The sequence below is a fragment of the Hyphomicrobium facile genome (assembly GCF_900116175.1).
Classification (GTDB): domain Bacteria; phylum Pseudomonadota; class Alphaproteobacteria; order Rhizobiales; family Hyphomicrobiaceae; genus Hyphomicrobium_B; species Hyphomicrobium_B facile.
On sequence record NZ_FPCH01000001.1, the window covers coordinates 1263654 to 1282457 of the forward strand.

14 protein-coding genes and 1 pseudogene are annotated in these 18804 nt (G+C 58.8%); 4 read left to right on the forward strand and 11 right to left on the reverse strand.

Annotated features, from left to right (window positions below):
• Position 1 precedes the first annotated feature (1 nt).
• From BM399_RS06125 to BM399_RS06165, 9 genes and pseudogenes are all read right to left on the reverse strand, one after another.
• Complete coding sequence (locus BM399_RS06125; RefSeq protein WP_143111339.1) at positions 2-1840, reverse strand: phospholipase D family protein; 1839 nt, start codon at positions 1838-1840, stop codon at positions 2-4.
• Positions 1833-3056, reverse strand: coding sequence for a DUF6361 family protein (locus tag BM399_RS06130; protein ID WP_092865552.1), 1224 nt, complete (start codon positions 3054-3056; stop codon positions 1833-1835). The genes BM399_RS06125 and BM399_RS06130 overlap by 8 nt, the downstream gene beginning before the upstream one ends.
• Before the next feature lie 285 nt (positions 3057-3341).
• On the reverse strand, positions 3342-4751 hold the full coding sequence (locus BM399_RS06135) for a DUF2130 domain-containing protein (RefSeq protein ID WP_092865555.1): 1410 nt from the start codon (positions 4749-4751) through the stop codon (positions 3342-3344).
• A 180-nt stretch (positions 4752-4931) separates the two neighbouring features.
• Positions 4932-5347: pseudogene (locus tag BM399_RS21605) on the reverse strand (ubiquitination-like system serine protease family protein).
• Entirely contained in the window at positions 5344-6516 is a 1173-nt protein-coding gene (locus tag BM399_RS06145) for a ThiF family adenylyltransferase (RefSeq protein WP_092865561.1), read from the reverse strand. The pseudogene BM399_RS21605 and the gene BM399_RS06145 overlap by 4 nt, the downstream one beginning before the upstream one ends.
• Positions 6491-7162, reverse strand: a complete 672-nt coding sequence (locus BM399_RS06150; RefSeq protein WP_143111341.1) for a multiubiquitin domain-containing protein — start codon at positions 7160-7162, stop codon at positions 6491-6493. Before BM399_RS06150 ends, BM399_RS06145 begins: the two co-directional genes overlap by 26 nt.
• Positions 7163-7255: 93 nt before the next feature.
• Positions 7256-10672: an ATP-dependent helicase gene (locus tag BM399_RS06155; protein WP_092865567.1), complete on the reverse strand. Its 3417-nt coding sequence runs from the start codon at positions 10670-10672 to the stop codon at positions 7256-7258.
• Positions 10673-10675: 3 nt separating this feature from the next.
• Positions 10676-11272 carry a hypothetical protein gene (locus tag BM399_RS06160; RefSeq protein WP_092865570.1) on the reverse strand — a complete coding sequence of 199 codons (597 nt, stop codon included), beginning with the start codon at positions 11270-11272 and terminating at the stop codon, positions 10676-10678.
• Positions 11269-12048 carry a sigma-70 family RNA polymerase sigma factor gene (locus tag BM399_RS06165; RefSeq protein WP_092865573.1) on the reverse strand — a complete coding sequence of 260 codons (780 nt, stop codon included), beginning with the start codon at positions 12046-12048 and terminating at the stop codon, positions 11269-11271. The genes BM399_RS06160 and BM399_RS06165 overlap by 4 nt, the downstream gene beginning before the upstream one ends.
• A gap of 1159 nt (positions 12049-13207) precedes the next feature.
• Here BM399_RS06165 and glsA point away from each other — a divergent pair.
• From glsA to BM399_RS06180, 3 genes are all read left to right on the forward strand, one after another.
• Entirely contained in the window at positions 13208-14224 is a 1017-nt protein-coding gene (gene glsA, locus BM399_RS06170; RefSeq protein WP_244531097.1) for a glutaminase A, read from the forward strand.
• 70 nt (positions 14225-14294) lie between these two features.
• Positions 14295-14630, forward strand: a complete 336-nt coding sequence (locus tag BM399_RS06175) for an STAS domain-containing protein (RefSeq protein ID WP_143111342.1) — start codon at positions 14295-14297, stop codon at positions 14628-14630.
• 13 nt (positions 14631-14643) lie between these two features.
• Positions 14644-15054 carry an ATP-binding protein gene (locus BM399_RS06180; RefSeq protein WP_092865579.1) on the forward strand — a complete coding sequence of 137 codons (411 nt, stop codon included), beginning with the start codon at positions 14644-14646 and terminating at the stop codon, positions 15052-15054.
• Here BM399_RS06180 and BM399_RS06185 read toward each other — a convergent pair.
• Complete coding sequence (locus BM399_RS06185; protein ID WP_092865582.1) at positions 15051-17186, reverse strand: CHASE2 domain-containing protein; 2136 nt, start codon at positions 17184-17186, stop codon at positions 15051-15053. The two genes, BM399_RS06180 and BM399_RS06185, sit on opposite strands and share 4 nt — an antisense overlap.
• A 48-nt stretch (positions 17187-17234) precedes the next feature.
• Between BM399_RS06185 and BM399_RS06190 the strand changes: the two genes are divergently transcribed.
• On the forward strand, positions 17235-18035 hold the full coding sequence (locus BM399_RS06190; RefSeq protein ID WP_092865585.1) for a FecR family protein: 801 nt from the start codon (positions 17235-17237) through the stop codon (positions 18033-18035).
• 153 nt (positions 18036-18188) lie between these two features.
• Here BM399_RS06190 and BM399_RS06195 read toward each other — a convergent pair whose 3' ends face one another.
• Positions 18189-18800 (reverse strand): GNAT family N-acetyltransferase, encoded by a 612-nt coding sequence (locus BM399_RS06195; protein WP_092865588.1) that lies wholly within the window; start codon positions 18798-18800, stop codon positions 18189-18191.
• Between the last annotated feature and the right edge of the window lie 4 nt (positions 18801-18804).

The window sequence follows — 18804 nt, forward strand, 5'->3', positions numbered from 1 at the left end:
ATTATGTATTCCTCGCACGCTCGGCCGTCTGCCAGATTGGCTCCCAAATCTGATTGAACTCGGCGCTGAGCAGTGCAGAGCTGGTGCTTTCCCGACGCAGCACGTCGATCACGGAGTTCACGCGTTCCAATTGATCCGGCGATCTGTGCAGTGCACGAAGCATGGTTTCAACCAACCGGGTCTCCGCCATCGTCTTGGACGACTGGGCACCGGTGCCATCCCGGATCAGTTGCTGAATATGATGCGACGAGAGCTCGCCCCCGTCGCCAGCGGCCAAGAGGAACAGGATGTAGCGCAACAGCTGCTCTCGACTACTGATCATCGATCGCAGTACGCGATCCTGCCGATCCTCCGGTGCGCCCTCCATGGGCAGATCGAGCACGAACTCGCAGGTCATCGGCTTACCGTTGAGTTTGGCTGTGATCTCGATGCCGAGCAGCGGCGTCAAACCTTCGAAGGAGACAGCGCGGAATGAAAGTGGAGCGCTCAAGTCCAGGGCACGATCAGGCGGTAGTGTGATCAACCGCGCCTTAGCGTCGATCTCGTTCGGGAGGATGGACGGCGCTTTCCAGACAATCGCAACGTCGAACCGATCCGGCTCTTGTCCGGTGGCGACGACGACGCGACCACCAGCGACTGAGATTGCTCGTTTGGCGACACGAACAAGATCGTCAAATTGTCGAAGGGCAGGATCGGGTGCAACGCTGACAGTCGCAGCCTCGTAGGGCTTCAAAAGATCAGCGAATAGCAACTCGCCCTGCACCTGACGCAGCAGAACATCAACGCCGACGTCGCTGCGCGGCCCCGTCAATTGGACCATGAACTCCACATTATGCCGGAGCGCATGGTTCGTGGCGTTAAACGATCCGCTGAAGACGTGACTTTCCCAGCCCTGGTCCCTGACGAAAACCTTGGCGTGAAGCCCTTCGAGGGACTCTAAGACCTCTTCGCGCGGCAGCGTGTCGTCTTCCGATTCCGATTGGAGATCGGGGAGGAGCTGAAAGGCGCTTTTGCACGCCTGCAAGGTCGATGGCGGCAACTCCTGCAAAGCCTCGAGCCGGGAGACGACGTGCGTTTCCGATGAGAGGTCTTGGAAACCCTTGACGACATCGTTGGAGAGGAACGGTGCGATGATCAGGGATTTGCGGGCGGCTTGCTCGAATGCCCGCGTCGGTAGGCCCTCAAGCCCGCCGGTCCAGAACGCAAGCGCCTTGAAGGGCTTGGGAACGTCAAATCTCACGCGTCGCAACTCATCCGACAGCCGCGCTACTCCCGCTGCGTGGGCCCGTGTGAGCGGTCGGAGCGCGAGTTCGGGAAGTGCCCCGATCAAGTCCGCCAAGGGGTGGTTGGCCGCAAACGCGAGTTCTCGCTCGGTCAACACGCCATCCAGAATGACTGCGGTGTCCCATGACCGATCGAACGTGAGGTTTCTGCTGAGGCAAAGCACGCGGTACCGAACGCTCGCGTCCCCCTCCTGAAAACGCAGAGCCCAAACTTTGGGATGGAACACGCCCTGCTCATCCGGGGGCTGAACGCCATAGATTGATTGTTCGAGGAAGGTGACGAGGGGTGGATACTTGGCTGGCAGACGGATCTGGCCGGACTGGCAGAACACCGCATACTTGTCGCCATAGCGGCGCAGGGCCTCGAGCAAAGCCAACGGATCTGCGGCAAGCTCTCCGTCGGGCTTTTGCCAGTCGCAGAACGCAAACGACAGCGGCAACAGCAAGGCGCTGACGAGATCGAGGGAGAAGGTCGTCCCAACGGCAAAATCCAAGCAGCATCCGACCGGCGGCCGCAACAACTCGATAAGATGCTCACGATCCCCCGGCTTAAGCATCGCCGCCTCCAAGGCCATCGAAGATATCGCCGATCAAAATCTGAGAAATCCGCCAGCGGTAGTCGAGCGGAGCAATCCCACTGTCCCCGCCCCAGAGTTCGCTGGCTCGCGGGTTATTGATCCGGGCCAACTGCTTTTTGATTTGGCGCTCACGGTACGTGACGAGATTGCGCGCTACTTCCGAGTGGGCAATATCGCGTGGGCCAGCATCGAGCACAAGCTGCCACCATTCGTTGACGAAACTTCGTGTGTTTGGCGTGATGCGCGCATTCTGGTCGAGGACCACTGTCCAAAACTCCCCGTTTTTCCAATGTTCGAGCGACTGCCGACGCTCGGCGATCAAGTCGCTCCATTCCCTGAGGAGTAGGCAGTAGCGGTCCCGACGCGTGTCGTTATTTGTCTGTTCGGCCAGGATGAGATTGTAGAGCAGGGGTGCCCCGTGCATCAGCGCTGAGAAGTTTCGGGCATGGTCGAGCTGAACCGACAGCTTGCCGTTGAGGCGCTGGTAATACGGATGCTCCCAGGCAAACGTCATGTCATCTTCCCGCTTGCCGTGCCGGACCAAAGCGGCAAGCAAAGATCCCGAGCAGCCTGGGCTGAGGGTGATTCGCTCGGCGAGGTATTTCGCCTCGCGTCGGCTCAGACGCAGAGAGCACGTCGTCAGGAAGCCGGGCGGAGGCGAGATCAGCCCACCATGCCAGTTGGGGGCGATTAGGTCATCGTGCTCGCTTCCGCGCTCGGACAGGCGCCCGGCGTGACGCGCTTGACCTTGATAATACCGATCGAGGCTACGGTAGTATTGAGTTTGAGACCCTATGAATGAGCGGATGCCCCAAACGCCGAGGCCCTGCCAATAGACGCTACTGGCCAGTCGCTTCAGGTTGCTGCGGGCGAGTCGGCCGATATTGCCCGCGTTGTCATTCGAAGCCTCGATGTGCTCGATTAAGTCGATTTCGGTGTTGCGTCCGCGGGCCTCGATCTGAGCTGAGGAAACCCGACGCCCCTCGAGATGTTGATAGATCCAGGGGATGAGCAGAAAGTAGCGCGCGCGCGTCATGATCGTCGACGTGCCGGGAAACAGCATGTCGGCGAAGGCATCGCGGATGGAGCCTATCCCGAGCTCGTCGACCGTCTCCGACTCCCGGAAGAGCTCGATGACGTCGAGCATCTTGCGACGCTCACGCTCCGAGTAGTCAAGCCAGACGAATGATGACATTCAGGTAGTGCTCCGACTAAGCGTGATGTGGGTGCAGGTTCTGAGAGATGGTTTGTAGCCTACCCACGGCTGCGCCAATCCACACCGGGCACCAGCGAGCGATTTGTGGATTGATTACACCAGAGAACTTGTTCTGCGGCTTCTACTGCACTTGATGTGGACCAGCGGAGGAAGCCGGTTCCCCGTTGGCCGCATCTCTGGGCTTTTGGCCCCGGTCCGGAATCCATTCAGATGCGGTCGACCGGAAGCCCGTTGGCCAGCACGAGGCGCAAGCCACTCGTGTTCTCATCCAGTATCTGAAGGGCCATTTTCCTTGAGTTCCGCAAACTTGACCGCCATCGTCGGGTTGTCCCGAGTCAGCTTCTTGATCGTAACGTCCTGCGCCTTGTCGTTGGCAAGACGAAGGTTCCGATCGGCGCCAATCAGGGCTTCCCTCGTCTTCTGTAGGTGGTCGATCGACTTGTCGATCTCATCGATCGCCGTTTGGAAACGCCTGGACGCGAGGTCAAAGTTCTTCGCGAAGCCAGTCTTGAACGTCTCGAGTTGGGTCTCGAATTGAGTGATGTCTATATTCTGCGCCTTAACGAGTGCCAGCTCCGACTTGTACTTGAGGGAGTTTAGTCCCGCATTCCGCAGAAGCGTGATGATTGGAAGAAAGAACTGCGGTCGGACGATGTACATCTTCGGGTAGCGGTGAAACACATCGACGATCCCGGTGTTGTAAAGCTCACTATCGGGTTCGAGCAGGGATACTAAAACCGCGTACTCGCACCCCTTCTCTGTACGATCCCGGTCGAGTTCCTTTAGGAAGTCCTCGTTCTTATTCTTCGTCGCGGTGCGATCACTCTCGTTCTTCATCTCAAACATGACCGAGATGATCTCATTGCCAGACTCATCTGAGTCGCGAAAGATGTAGTCGCCCTTGCTGCCAGACCGCGCATCGTTATCCTTCTCGAAATATGCCCTCGGAAACGCCATCGCGCGAATGCGGTTGAACTCAGTCTCGCAGTGCTGCTCAAGGGTTTCGCCGACCATCTTCGTCGACAGGCGAGCCTTCATCTCCCGCAGGCGCTCGATCGCGTCGTCGCGATCCTTGATCTGGGTTTCGTACTTATCCTTGAGCGCGTTCTCTGAAAGTTGCTTCTCAAGCTTTGCTAGCTCAACGTCGCTCTTAAGTTCGTCGCGCTCCCTTTCAACCGCATTGATCGCTTCTGTTATCGCAAGTTTGTGAGCCACTTCGTTGGCGGCGAGTTGAGCCTTAAGGTCTTGGATTTCGCTATCTTTGGCGGTGGCCGCTTTTTGTAGCTCGTTCGCCGACCTCGCCTCACTTAACTCTAAAGCAGCTTTCTTATCCTGCTCAGCTTGCGCAAGTTCGCTGGCCAGCGAGTCACGCTCTTTTTCGACTGCGCTTACCGCTTGGGTGACGGCGAGCCGGCGTTCAACCTCTCCAGCATCGAGCTGCGACTTCAATTCTTGTATCTTAGTGTCCTTGGCTGCAGTCGAACTCTGCAATTCGCCGGTGAATTTCGTCTGCGCAAGTTCGATGGCGGACTGCTTGTCGCGCTCGGCCAGTTCGAGCCGCTCGTGCAGCTGCTTCTCGAACTCGCTATTGTGGACTTGCTTCAGGATGTCCGCATACCCGGCTTCGTCGATCTTGAATGCCTTACTGCAGTGGGGGCAGATGATTTCGTGCATAACGAATTACCCTTTCCAAAACCGGAAGTGTATCGGCCTGTTTTCATTCTTCAGTCTGCGACGCTGCTGCGCTCGCCGGACGTTCGTGACCTGCTTTTCAACAGGGTTATTGTGGTGTTCAATCCAGCCTCAAGAGCGTTGACGCAGATATCAGGCGATCAATGCTTACGGCCTTTTTCGTCACCACCAGCTCGTTAAAGAAGACCAGACCGCCAAGATCCTTGCGGTAAGCTTGCCCCGCGATCCGACAATCGACGGTCGTGCGGCGATGGCGTCGCGTCGGTCGCGTGCCTGCACGGCCGCGATTTGCTTCGCATTGAAAGCACCCGCCCAGCGGATTTGTCCACGTTCGATCCAATAGTGCGAGCGGCACGGAAGGCTCCAATTCCCGATAGATGGATACAGCGAAACTCTGTCACCGTCTTCGACCAATCTCCATTTGGCGGGGTTGAGAGGGTCACCACCTCATGGCCGCAACCGCAACAGCACAAGTGCATCGCGGTTGCGAAGCGGCTGGAGACGTACAGCACACCGACCTCAAGCTTATCGGGCACTGAATCTATGTGCTTAATTTTAAGGCGGGTGATACGTGTCATTCGTCACCCTCGGTAACGATATCGCCCGACGCAATGGAGTAGCCGCGGTAGGAAGCCTTGCGCATGTCGTGATAGATGCCGACGAGCTGCTTCCAGCGAATGACGGCGAGCGCGGCATTGAGCGCGTTGAGCTCGGCGGACTGGATGTTTGCCGAGTAGGCGTTGAGACCGCCGTCATCAGTGGCATAGGAGATGCGCGCAACCGCCGCCTGTCTCGTTTCTGGCGTGCTGCATACAGTCCTGACGATGCCGCCGAGCTTATCGTCAGTGACGAGAACACCCATGCCGACCTCGATGAAGCATGTGCCGCTGGAAGTGAGCCGTTCGACGGCCTTGCGCTTGGCGTCACCGGTGTCCATGCAGACGAATACGAAATCCAGCCCGTCGAGAAGATGCAGGTTGCCATCGTCGATGTTGATGTCGTGCAGCACGATGCCGCGGTGCATCCTCCTGTAGATGGCACCGAGATAATCGGTCTTCTTAGGTTTCGATGTGAGGTCCGCAAGTGATGGCGCGCCCGGCGAGCGGAAGGCGTTGTGGTTTAGAAAGAGATCGCCGTCGATGACCCGTATCTCGGCGACCAAGGTCTTGGCGACGAGATCGAACACGTAGCTGCCGGTGCCGCCGGCACCGAGGATACCAATCTTGAGGCCCGCGACGCGCGCGTTGATGGCAGCGATGCCGGCCCGGCTCGATGCCGTATCGGCATACTCGAATACGCTGTCGCCTGGATCGGCGGGGATCGCAGGAAAGGTCTGCGCTTTCGCGTTCGGGTCGATCATGGCGGCCTCGCCTGCGATGCGGCCCACATAGGTCCTCACCTTGTGATGATAGTCGCGGTAGTCGGCCTTGGCAGAGAACGTGTGATCGATCTGGAGGCCTTCTGCGAGTTGCTCTACGTTCGAGGCGTTGGCAATCGTGGTGATCTTCGTGCCGCTCGCGTGGCACGGGTGTTCGCCGATCCAGTAGGCGATGTGCGAGTGCGGCTTAGAGGCCGTCTCGCCTGCGAGATCAAGCGGCATCACGAGGATGCCGCTCGAAACGGACTTGTTGCTGGTGACGAAGGGAACGTCACGGACGAGTAGGTGACCGCCCATGATGGCAAGATCGAAGCCCTCATCTTCGAGGTGCTGCAGATCGGGACTACGAGCGATTAGTCGGCGTGACATCGAATTCCATCCCATTCTTGATCTTGACGGACTGGCCCTCAAGGAGAGTGCCGGAGGCGTTGGCTTCTGGGCCGCGGGTGAACTGGATCGTGAACTGCACGCCTTCCCCCGTCGGCGGCTTCTCAAAGGCAAGCAAGATCAGCTCCTCGAAGGTGAGGCTCTCCTTGGAGGTAGTTTTGCGCCTGGTGTTGACGACGATGACGAAGGTGCGGGCCCGAGTGACGAGGTGCTCGGTTCCTTGCTCGTCGAGCCGCACGATGCTGCCCTTTTCGATGACCGTCTCGGTGCCGTCATGGCGGCGCTGCACGATGTCTTTTCCGATGTCCGCCGGTCCGAGCAGTTTTTCGAGGATGGAGCCCGAAATGCTAGGCTCTCCCCAGCCGAGCTGGCGGGTGTCGAGCGTGAAGCGGTAGAGGCGGTCGGAATGAAAGGCGATGAACTTGCGCGTTTCGTTCGCCGTATGCTCCGTCAGACGCACATCCTCGAAGTCGCCATTGGGCATGATGCCGAGGAGAATGTGCTCATCCGGCGGGATCAGCCCGACGGCGGCGAGAATCTCGGCGCCGGTCGGATTCGGGTGATCGATCTTGACGGTCTTGGCGTCGAGTGTAGCGTCGGTCACGCTGTAGCGGTGTTGTTGAGGCACGCTTTTGAACTCCTGAGCGTTGCCGGCGCGGAGGTTTGCGGCGGCTTCTGATCAGGCAATCGCAGCGACATTCATGAACCGGAAAGCTCAGCGTCAAATTTTTGCCGAGATCGCGCCATCGGGCAGTGCGCCGCAATGGAAGAGGTGCGGGCAGCGTGGACAACGTCGATCGACCGGTTGGCGGATAAAGGCGCCTTGGCGAATGTTGGCGACGGCGGTTTCAGCTTTGACCCGACGGTTGGCCAGGACCTTGGGGGAGATCTCCGCGGGCGTGGTGGTCGCGGACGTCAGATGCACGACTTCGACGACGGTCTGGGGGCCATACGCGGCGCGGGCCGCGAGCAGCAGGACGGTATAGTCCAGCCCGTCAAATTCTTCCGAACTCTTGCGTCCGGTCTTCACCTTCCTCACCGCTACGGCACCATCGGCTCTGCGCACGATGTGATTGGGAACGGCAGTGACACGGCTTTGACCGAGCGCGAGCGTCAGCGGCTTTGGCTCGACGAGGGGGCCGGCCGTGCGTGAGCCGAGGAGGTACGAAAGCAGCTCCCCTGCGATACGCCGATAGTCAGATGCAAAGGGATGATCGACAGGCCCGTTTGCCTGCCAGGCGGCATCGAGTTGCGTTTCGGCGACGCCGGGCTCGGGGTTGCTGGCCGGAAAGGATTCCGAGACCCAATCGAGGACTGATTGCAAAGCGTCATGCATGCGAGTGAAGGCCGTCTCGGAGCGGCGGCCTCCGAGTTTGAGGACATGCGTGTAGAAGAAACGCCGCGGACAATCCTCGAACTGCCCGAGTTGGTGATCGGTGAGCGCGGGCGGCGTGGTCCAGGTGATGGCTACATCCTCGATAGCAGGCGATGGTCCGGCAATGGAACGCGGCGTCCGCACCATGTCCAGATGTGCGGTGAACCGATCCAGAAAGAGTGACGGATTGCGCTTTTTGCCACCTGGCTGCAGCGACGAGGCCGACAGGTGGAGCTCGTCACGTGCGCGGGAGAGTGCGACGAACAGGACGCACTCCTGCTCCTGGTCGTGACCCTGTTTGAGGACTTCGAGGCCAGGGAGATTCTCGGCGCTGGAGATTAGCCCGTCTGGTGGCGGACACCGGGGCGCCCGATTGGGAAGGGGCATCTTGCTTGCGATCAGGTCGGGCAGGTGGACGATCGGGAACTCGAGCCCCTTGCTGCCGTGAATGGTCATCAGGTGCACGGCGTCGATGGACTGCGCCGCGGCGGGAAGCTGCCGCAGCTCGCGGTCGTCTGAGATGAGGATGAGCCGGCGGATTCGGTCGAGGAAGCGCCGGATCGGCGCTCCCCGGGCGGACGGCTGCACTTGTGCGAAGGCCAGCAGCTGCCAGATCGCGATGGCTTGCATACGGGATGCAACGTCGCTTGCGCCGTGCAGCGTGCGTGCGATTCCCGGCTTGTCGAGGACAAGTGCAGTCAGCACGTCCCATGGGCGCGAAGCTAAGTCGAAAGAGGAGAGAGCATCCGCAAGGTCCGCGATAGCCTGGCGCCCTGCTGCAGAGATATGCGGAACGGCTGTCGCTATCCGTCGCCAGTCGAGTGGCCTTGCCGACGTCTCGCGCAACATGCGCGTCAGCGTTTGGACGTCGGCGAGCGGCATACGGCTCGCATCCAGCGTCGCGACCGAGACGAGCGCCGGTGCAAAGGGGTCCTGGAGGAGCGAAAGGAGAGCGAGCAGGGATTTGATCTCTGGTCGTTCGAACAGGCCGCCAAGATAGAGGACAGGGATTCCGCGGGCTTCGAGACCGGATGCAAACTGAGCGAGGCGTCCGTTGCTGACGCAAAGCACAGCCTGGTCGCGATAGCTCGCGCCGGTTGTCTTGGCATCCTCTATCGCTGCGGCTACGACGCCGATCTCATCTTCGGGAGTGCCGGCGACGCGAAGCTTGGGCCGTACTCCGCTGGCGCCGCGGTTTGGATCGAGGTCAACCGGCAAGGCTGAATGAGACGCCAGCATGGTCCGGGCGAACGCCTGGAACGTAGTGATGATCTCCTGCCTCGATCGGTAATTGACCGCAAGCGGCGCTGCCTCTGCGCCAGAAAAGTCTGTTGCGAAGGACGCCATGTTGGCCGAGGAGGCACCACGAAAGCGGTAGATGGACTGCCGGGCGTCGCCTACGACCCAGATGCGATTACCGGGCTGGCGCAGCTGCTGAAGCAGTCGCACGCTTGCTCGGTTTACATCCTGGTATTCGTCGACGATGATGTGACGATGGCGGTTTGCGAGCACGGCACGGGCATCTGCGTCGTTTTCCACGAGCCTTACAGGCATCGCGACGAGGTCGCCGAAGTCGACCATGCCCTTCTCGTTCAGGATCTTCTCGTAGACCTCGTAGACCTGGGCGACCTCCACACATTTTTCGGCCCGTTCGCGAGCGTCGGGATCGCTCCCGGCCTTCGCAAGCATGGCATCGGCAGACTCGCGATACCGCTTCGCATCGGCGACTTCGTCCTTGGCACGCGAGATGCCGGCGAGGATATCGGCGAGAACGAGAGTCGGGTCCCATAGATTGCGGAAATGGCGCAAGGGGAGCCGTGCGAGCTCGTCCTCAAGCAACTCGATCGCCTCGCTGCGATCAATTAGGCGGGGAGCTTCAGCCAAACCCAGGCGCTCGTGGAAGCGCCGAATGACGTCGAGGCCGAAGGAATGGAATGTTCCTGCCCAGATACCGGCGGCAGCTTCGGGGTGCTTGCGTTCCAGGCGGTGGATCAGCTCGGCTGCAGCCTTGTTGGAAAAAGTAAGCGCGAGGATCGACTCCGGCGCGACGCCATCATGCAGAAGACTATCGATGTGATGAACGAGCGTCTGCGTCTTTCCCGTGCCTGGGCCGGCTTGCAGTTGGAATGCAAGTCCGCGTTTGGCAGCGGCAGCGGCCTGGGAGTGATCGAGCGGTTTCTCGGGCTTGGCCTCAGTGGAGGAGTCCGCCGACGGCACCTCTGGGAGCAACAGGGCATCGAGCAGTTGCTGCGTGATGACTTCGAGAGGTGCCTTCTGACGTGAGGCGATGGCCTGACGCGATAAGCTCTGATCAAGATAGAGGCCACGAAGCCATGTGCGCGGGAGCAGAAATTCGCGCGCAAAGAGATCCATACGAACTTCGCGGCGTTCGCGGCGCGAATAATCGACCACTCGCTCGGCGGCAGACATGGCTTCGGTAGAATTGGGTTGGTTGAAATGAGAGACCACATCATCGCGGTCGCCGCCTTCGAGCACGACATGGCCGATCTCGTGGGCGATGAGTAACGCCCGCTGGAAATCGGTCGCGTCTTTCACAACCAGGATATGCGCAGCCTGGTGATCGAACGATGCCCTGCCGCCCTTGAGCCCGGGATGTTCGGGCGCGACGAAGTAGACTTCGAGATTGCGCCGATCAACCTCAGCCATGGCGAAGGCGAGCGGCTGCCCCGGATCGTGGCCAGCAGCTACGGCCTGAGAGTGGAGGCGGGCGGCCGCCTGACGTGCAGTCTCGGCGGCATCCATTGCTCAATCCATGAAAGCTCTGAGTTTTTGTTGCTGCTCATCATCGAGGTCGGAGTTTCCTATGGCGTCCGCAAACGCGATGCGTTTGTCCGCTCCGGGCTTCTGGTCGGACTTGAAACGCTCGCTGGCTGCGACCATCGGCGGTCGGGCGAGATCATCCATCACGGCCGACACCGTGCTGGACAGCTCCCTGGCGAGTAGCTCGACAAACCGGCGAGGGATGGTGGTGGCATCGATGATGCGGTCGCGCAGCTGAACTAGGAAAAGGGTGTTGACGCCTATGCGTTTGGCAAGCGCCCGGAATTCGGCCGGCGGCAGAGCGGCGATCAGGCTTCCGGCGGCACCGAGACTCTTAGTCTCCAGCGAAGTGGCGCTCGACCTGAATGTCTCCCAGGCACGGTCGACGGTAGCATCCTGCGGTGAGCAGCAGGCGTCCTCACGAAGCGGAACGATCATCAGCTCAACGGCGAGATCAGCGAGTGCGCCGGCGTACCCCGGGTAGCGACGAACGTATTCTGCAAGCGTAGCTGGGCTTGCATCGTTTTCGCAGGAGAAGGCGAGCAAGACGTCCTCTTGGGCTGGACTGGTCTGACTGGTCATGACGCATACTCCCCTGCAAGGGCCTTTCTGAGCTTGAAGATCGCGCGGTCGCGTCGGTTGCGGACGGTTTTTTCAGTGCAACCCAACAGCTTGGCTATTGTCACGGCACCAGGTTCCTTGCCGTCGATCGGTATGCCTTTGAGCATGAGGCCGATCACTGTTTTCTCGTCGTTCGGCAAGTGGTCAATCGCAGCGACGAGGTCAGACCGGAAAGCCGGATCATCGAATTTTTCGCGCGATTGGCCAAGGAACGCTTCTGCTGCCCGCTCGACGGCGGCCGTCGGCTCGCCGGTGTTGGCGTCGTCAATCGGCTCGGTCCTGAGGCGCTCAGGACCGAGTTTGCGAAGCACGTCGACGCGCAAAGCTGCCAGGGCCTTATCGAAGACGACCTCGAAAATGTCGAGCCGATCGCCACCCTGGGTTCGGTCTTGCGCGATCATTGTGGCGAACCTGCTTGCAATTTCGGCGCGGATCTCGTCGACGTTGCGGTATTGAGAGGTTGAGATGGCGTTGCGCGACAAGGATTCGACGCGCGCGAGCAGGATGCGGAAGAGTGCCTCGAAGTGGCTGTCGCGGTTGTCCTGGCGCGTCGCCCGGATCGCGTGGAGGAGTACCTCAGACGGCAAATATATCGGGTCGTGTCGGTTTGTAATGCTGAACCGCGAGAGCAACGCGGCACGGTCGAGCATGGCGACCTCGTCGATGAGCTGGTCGACGGTGGTCTGCCGGCGGTAGCGCACGCCATTGGCGTTGGTCTTGGTCAGTGGGGGCGGCATCGCGCGTCTCGTGGAGCCGGCGCAGGAACGCCTGGCAAATGCAAATTTGAGGGAATAGCGACGAGAATCGCTCTGCGATCATCCTACTTACGAGTCATCGTTTTCTCAACGTGCATCTCTCTGGATTCGCAATTCACGGTAGAGCAGCCCCGTGGCGCTCTCGACTTCGGGCAAGCCGGCGAATGAGGTAGCAGGTCGTGTCCGGTTCGAGCGTGGCGAGCGCCTGATTGAGGTCGAGTGAAATGGCGTTGGTCGCAGACCAGAGCGCGCCGCCAGTTAGTTATTCTCTCCGGCCTCCTCGACTGCGGACGCTGTACTTCAGTAACTGGAGCTGATCTACAGCATTTGTGAGCCGCTCGGTTACGGAGCAACCGACGTCTGAAATGGGATTGAGCGCGAACGTCAGTGCGTCATCGCTTCCGGCGCTGACCTTCACCCCGTCCGATGCACCCGCGCGTAATTGCGAACGGTCCATTGGCATTCCGACACATCGGATAACCCATTGATAGCGCGTGGTAGGTATATGGCCATAAAAGTCGGAATGGCCATTGATCTACAACATAAATGCGCTGACTCTTAATCAGCGGGTCCACGGTTCGAGCCCGTGATCACCCACCAAATATTGGAAATCTCGGAGAGATTTTCGCGATACGTTTTACATTTGCAGCAGACTATCAGAAATTCGTTCGCCGCAATGTTCGGCTCTTATTCTGATATCAGACCGAACAATCTTTCACTCTCGATCTCCGCTTTGGGCCAATAGCGGCCCGGAAAGCAATTGGCCTAATCAACATGATCAGGCTCGTATTTTGCCCTTAGGGGCATTCAGGCATCCCAGTGCTCTTCTCCGATAGTCAGACATGAGTCCCCGGACGCGTCTGCTGGCATACATATTGCGAATAACCCGTATGCTGTCGGGGCGCCTTTCTGAAAAATCCAATGCTTCGCGGCACTTGTAGAAGATGATCGATACGCGCGCCTTATTGCGTGTATCGCATCATTGCCAAACTTGTGCGCAGACGCGGTTACGGTTGAACAAGAACTGAGCACAATCAGCGAGCCGAAAGCGATGTTTTGGAAAAAACGGACGAGCGGAGACCCATCTCATCAAATGGAAAATGCGATCTCATCCGGGGGGACGATCGCGGAGCCGGAGGTAGTGAAAGCCACTTCCGTCGATGCCGTGCCGAATCCCACTTCGCAAGTCGATCAGATGCTCGCCTACGTCTATGAGCAGACGCGTCCTATCACCCACGGAGTTTTGGCAGACTACATTCCGGAGCTCTCAAAGGTTCCGGCCGATTCCTTCGGTATTGCTGTGGCCACGACCAAGGGCAAGCTTCATAAGGTGGGAGACGCTGACGTCGAATTCACAATCCAGTCGACGTCGAAGGCGCTCACCTATTGCATGGCGCTCGAGCTCGTCGGCCGCAAAGAGGTTCTATCGCGCGCCGGAGTTGAACCAAGCGGCGATCCATTCAATGCCATTGAATTTAGCCCGGAGACCCGCAGGCCATTCAATCCGATGGTCAATGCCGGTGCCATCGCCATTTCGGGATTACTGCGCGATATCCTCGGCGAGCAGAAGGCATTCGATCTTGTCCTCGATCGATTTTCTCGCGCCGCAGGACGTCAACTGTCACTCAATGAAAGCGTCTATCGTTCCGAGGCAGCGACGGGACATCGGAACAGAGCGATTGGGCATTTACTTCTAAGCGTGGGAGCCATGACCGAGCCGGTAGAGCCCGTCCTCGACCTCTATTTCAAGCAGTGCTCGGTCATGGTGACGGCAACGGATTTGGCCCGCATCGGCGCGACGATTGCCAATCTCGGGGTCAATCCGGTCACCAATGAGCAAGTCTTCGATATCGATGCGGTGCGTGATACGCAGTCGGTCATGTTCACCTGCGGAATGTACGACTACTCCGGCGGCTGGGCCTACGAAGTGGGGATTCCCGCAAAAAGCGGAGTTGGGGGCGGCATCCTCGGCGTGGTCAACCGGCAAATCGGCATCGGCACATATTCCCCGCGCCTCGACAGCAATGGCAATTCGGTGCGAGGTGTCGCGAGCTATCGAATGATGTCGGATAGCCTTGGTCTGCACTCCTTCGACCTGACGAACACGGGTTCGGGTTTCGTGAGTTCGTTCTTCACTTCGGACACAGCAGAAAACTGAAGCCCACATAACGGTATTGGACAGGACAAGAAAGCCCGGGAAGCGGCAAGAAAAGTCGGGAGAAAAAGAGATGCGTTTAGATCAAGTCGGGCTGCCGGGCGGCATACTCAAGGTAAAACTTAGCGGGCCGCTCGATATCGCTGGCGCAGGGCAAGTCGATGCGCCCTTCAGCGCCATTTCGAGCAACAATGATAAGGTCATTATCGACTTCAAGGACGTTACGTTCCTAGCCTCGATCGGAATCAGGCTTCTCGTGAAAGCCGCGCGGAATATCGCCAAAAGAAACGGGCGTCTTGTCGTGTTCAGCCCAACAGATGATGCGCGAAAGGTTCTGCGCTCAACCGGAATCGACAGCATCGTCCTTGTCGTAGCGGACGAGGCGGCCGCGATCGCGACGTGTGGGTGACAGTTGAGCGTCAATGAAATTCGCAGGTCAGATCAGTCTCCAGCCCACACCCTCCGACGTTACACGATTGAATGCCTGGCTCGACCGAACGTTTGTTGAAAGCCGCATTGAAAAATCGTTGGCGGCCGATCTTAAACTCTGTCTCAACGAGATCGTCGCCAATCTCATCAGCTACGGCCTCAAGGATCGCGCGGGCCCGTTCATATCTATCGACATCAATCTTCAACCGGGCTGCGCCAAGGCGACCGTCCGGGACAACGGTGCCTATTTCGACATCCGGGAATGGCCGCTTCCTAAGGATCGAGATTTGATGTCGGGTGAGCCTGGCGGCTTTGGCGTCGCGCTTATCCGAGAACGCGCCAGCCGGATCGACTACGCGCGCGAGGGAGAGTTCAATCGTCTCGATATCGCATGTGAAGGCTAGCCGCGGAAACGGAGCGCCACGCATGTTATGTCGTCGGACTGCTCGGTTCCTTCTGCAAAGCGTTCCACCTCGGCGGTCAAGTGTTGAACCATTTCGGCCGATGCGACGTGGGTTCTCTTGTTCAGCCATTTCATGAGGCGCTCGGAGCCGAAGACCCGACCGTCGATGTTGAATGCCTCTGTGATCCCGTCGGTGAGAAGAACGACAGCGTCGCCTGGTGAAAGGTGGCGCATCGCGGTCGGATATTCCGCACCATCGAACAGACCAATCGCGGGGCCCATGTGATTTATTTGTTCGAAATCTTGGATACCGGTCAATAATACAGCATCGTCATGTCCGGCGCTCGAGAACGTCAAGACACCGGTCTCGAGATCGAGCACGGCATAGGCGATCGTGACGAACATGCCTTCGGTATTGTCGCGTGCCAGAATGGAATTGACTTTGGACAGCACCTGTCCGGGCTCATCGTTCTCAAACGCGATCGTCCGTAGCACGGTTCGTGAGACGCTCATGAAGAGCGCGGCGGGTACGCCCTTGCCGGAAACATCGCCTACCAAGAAGCCGAGCTTTCTATCGTTGATCAGGAAATAATCGTAGAAATCGCCACCCACAGACTTGGCGGGCTTCATGATGGCGAAAATATCGAACTTGTCATCGAGCGGACCGGTCGGGATAGCTTGCGGAAGAAAGGTCCGCTGGATCTGTGCCGCTGACTCCATCTCCTGTGCGATGCGCTGTAATGCCTGACGGCCGCGGTTGCGCTCGCTTTCCGCCTCGAAGTAGAGGTAGCCGGTCCCCAAGATGTAGGCGGCGGAATTGGTCATGATCGGGAACACTGCGTCCAAAAGCAACCCATAGGAAAAAGCCCAGAGGCTGCCCAAGACAAATAGACAAACCGTAGCAAATCCGACGATGGCAGCAATCCGTGCGCCCCACAGATAGATCATCGCCGCCAGCAGCAGGGTCGAGATCACCGTGACAGCGATTTCCATTCCCTTGGCGTAGTCCGGACGGACGAGTGGAGCGCCATCGATCAACTGTTCCAACGCCTGCGCATTGATTTCGACGCCGGAAATGACGGGATCGAGCGGTGTCGCGCGCAAATCGAGAAGTCCCGGCGCGCTCGTGCCGACGATTGCGACGCGGCCTTCGAGACTGCCGGGCGGCACCGTGTCTCGAAGCACGTCGGCAGCAGAAATCGAACGTTTAGGATCGTGCCGTGAGAAGTGAAGCCATAGTTGGCCATCGGCATCAGTCGGGATGATTGCGTCACCGATCCCGACCGTCGTAATGCCTGTGTTTCCGGTGAAGCCACCCTCTCCGGCGGTGCGCACGCGGATCGTCTTCGCGCCGATGAGCACACGCAGCGACTCGCCAACGAGCGAGGGATAGAGTTCGCCCGCTATGCTGACGAGCAAGGGAATACGGCGGAGGATTTGGTCGTGGTCCGGCAACCAGTTTAACGCGCCGATTCCGGCGGCCTCGTGCGCAAGAACAGGGATATTGCCGGATGCACCGGGGAATCTGTGAACAAAAGCAGAGGCATTTTCGCCGATCGTCGCAAACGATGCCTTGGCCTGTGAGGTGAAACCCGTATCCCTGGACGTGCCGATGATGCCGAGCACGATGGGGCGACCGCGCAATGATTTCGCCATCGCATCGTCGGGGGATGGCGCGTCAGCATAGGTGTCGAGAAGCGGCTTTAACTCGGGGGCGTTGCGCAATGCTTCCGGCAATTGGGCCAACAGGCCCGGCGTCTGGTCCGGAAAAACCATATCGAATGCTACGACGCGGACGCCCGACGCAAAGAGCCTGTCAATGAGCCGAGCGAGGACGTCGCGTTTCCACGGCCAATTGCCGAATGCCTTTATCGAGGGTTCGTCGACATCGATGATACGGACCGGATAATCAGCGTTCACAGCGCGCGGCATCGTTTGCTGCAGAACGTCGAAGCCGAGCAATCGCAAACGGGCGATAAATTCTGGGTCTTTCTCACGTAACTGGACGCTTGCTGCCAGCACTCCGGCGATCAGCAGCCAGTAAGTCGCGCGAATGCTCAGCCAGCGATCGCGAGGCGCCTCTTTATGCAGCATGTCGACTAAAAAACGCCCGTGGTGGATTTCGTGGAGCATGATACATAAGGCTCAGAATGAGGGAAATACTTTATTCGGATATTTTGCATGCGGAGCAATTTGCTGCCGAGCCTTCGACGTGCTGGCCAAGTCGTCGTCGTGTTTGCGGCGATATGGCTCGCGTTCGACAGTCCGGCCTTCGCTGACGACGGCGCGCCAGAGATTGGCACCGCCCTAACGATCAAGCGACAGGTCGTTGCAACGCTCGGCGAGGAAAAACGAGATTTGCAGGAAGGTGGCCGCGTTCACCGCTCCGAATATCTGGAGACGGGGAGCGAGGCGCAGGCGGAGTTGAAGCTCGACGACCAGACGAAGCTTGCTCTCGGGCCGAACGCTGGTCTGAAGCTCGATGATTTCGTGATCGGAAATTCAGGCGGTATAACGAGCATCGGGGTCAATTTCATCAAGGGCACATTTCGTTTCATCACCGGCTCGGAAAAGAAAGATGCCTATCGCATCGACACGCCGTCAGCGACGATCGGCGTGCGCGGAACGGTGTTCGACGTCTATGTCGACGGTAATGGCGATACCCTGGTGCTTCTCCAGGAGGGCGAGGTTGATATCTGCACGAAGACGCATACATGCCGCCGCCATAATACCGTCGGGCGCATCGTTCGGGCGACGGTTGGGGGCATACTTTCAGCGCCCCTCAAGTTTTCAAAGGACCTCATTCCGGGGCTGGGAGTCGGCACTGCATTTCCGTTTGTCGGAAAGACTCTGCGCATCGATCCCATCCGGCGATTGAAAACAGCCGATATCATTGCCGATCCTGCCACAAAAGCGGGACGCTCCATTACGAAGGGAGCGGGTGAAATCGGCCGATCGCTTCGGAAGGCCATTCCATTTTAGGTTGATTGGGAATTCATCACGGGAGACTGCTTTGCGATCCCGACATGTCAGCTATCCATCCTAAATCAGACGGTACGATCTTCCGTTGCCGATGTCCGCAATGGGCCAAAACCAGACATCAGCGTATTCAACTGAGCGCTAAGTGAGGGCTTGTTATCGGTTGGCCGGCGGCCAATCGGAGCGCATCAACTCCATCAGAACTTCATCGGACCGGCCATCGCGGGAAAATCGGGACAGCTGATAACGGCCGCATTCGCGAAAGCCGCATCCGCGATAAAGCTCAATCGCGGACTGATTTGCGGCCGTGACCGAAAGATGCAGCGTGAAGAGGTCCAATGATCGGAACGCCCAATCGATCGCCATTCGCGTGGCTCGCAGCCCGTGACCCTGCCGGCGATATTTTGATTCAGCAATCGCTAGCCTTAATATTCCGACGCGATGGCGAGACTGTACATAAAGCCCCGTATAGCCGATTGGGACGAGGCTTTCGTTCTCTCTCGCGCACACCAACCAGGTGCTGCGACGTGTTCGACGAACGAATTCCTCGGGCGTCTGGTCGTAATAGGGCAGAGGAAGAAATTCCCAGTCGCCCATGACGCCTATAAGCTCCTGGTCCGCAAACCAGCGCTCGAATAGTTTCGGTGTGTCATCATTGAACGGACAAAGGGCCGTCGCGCCATCGACGAAGCTCGGATGAAGCGGCGCTAATGGCGCCATCGCAGAGCCCATTGTCCTCGGCCAGTCGAAACTGATCATCTGCGTCATGCTT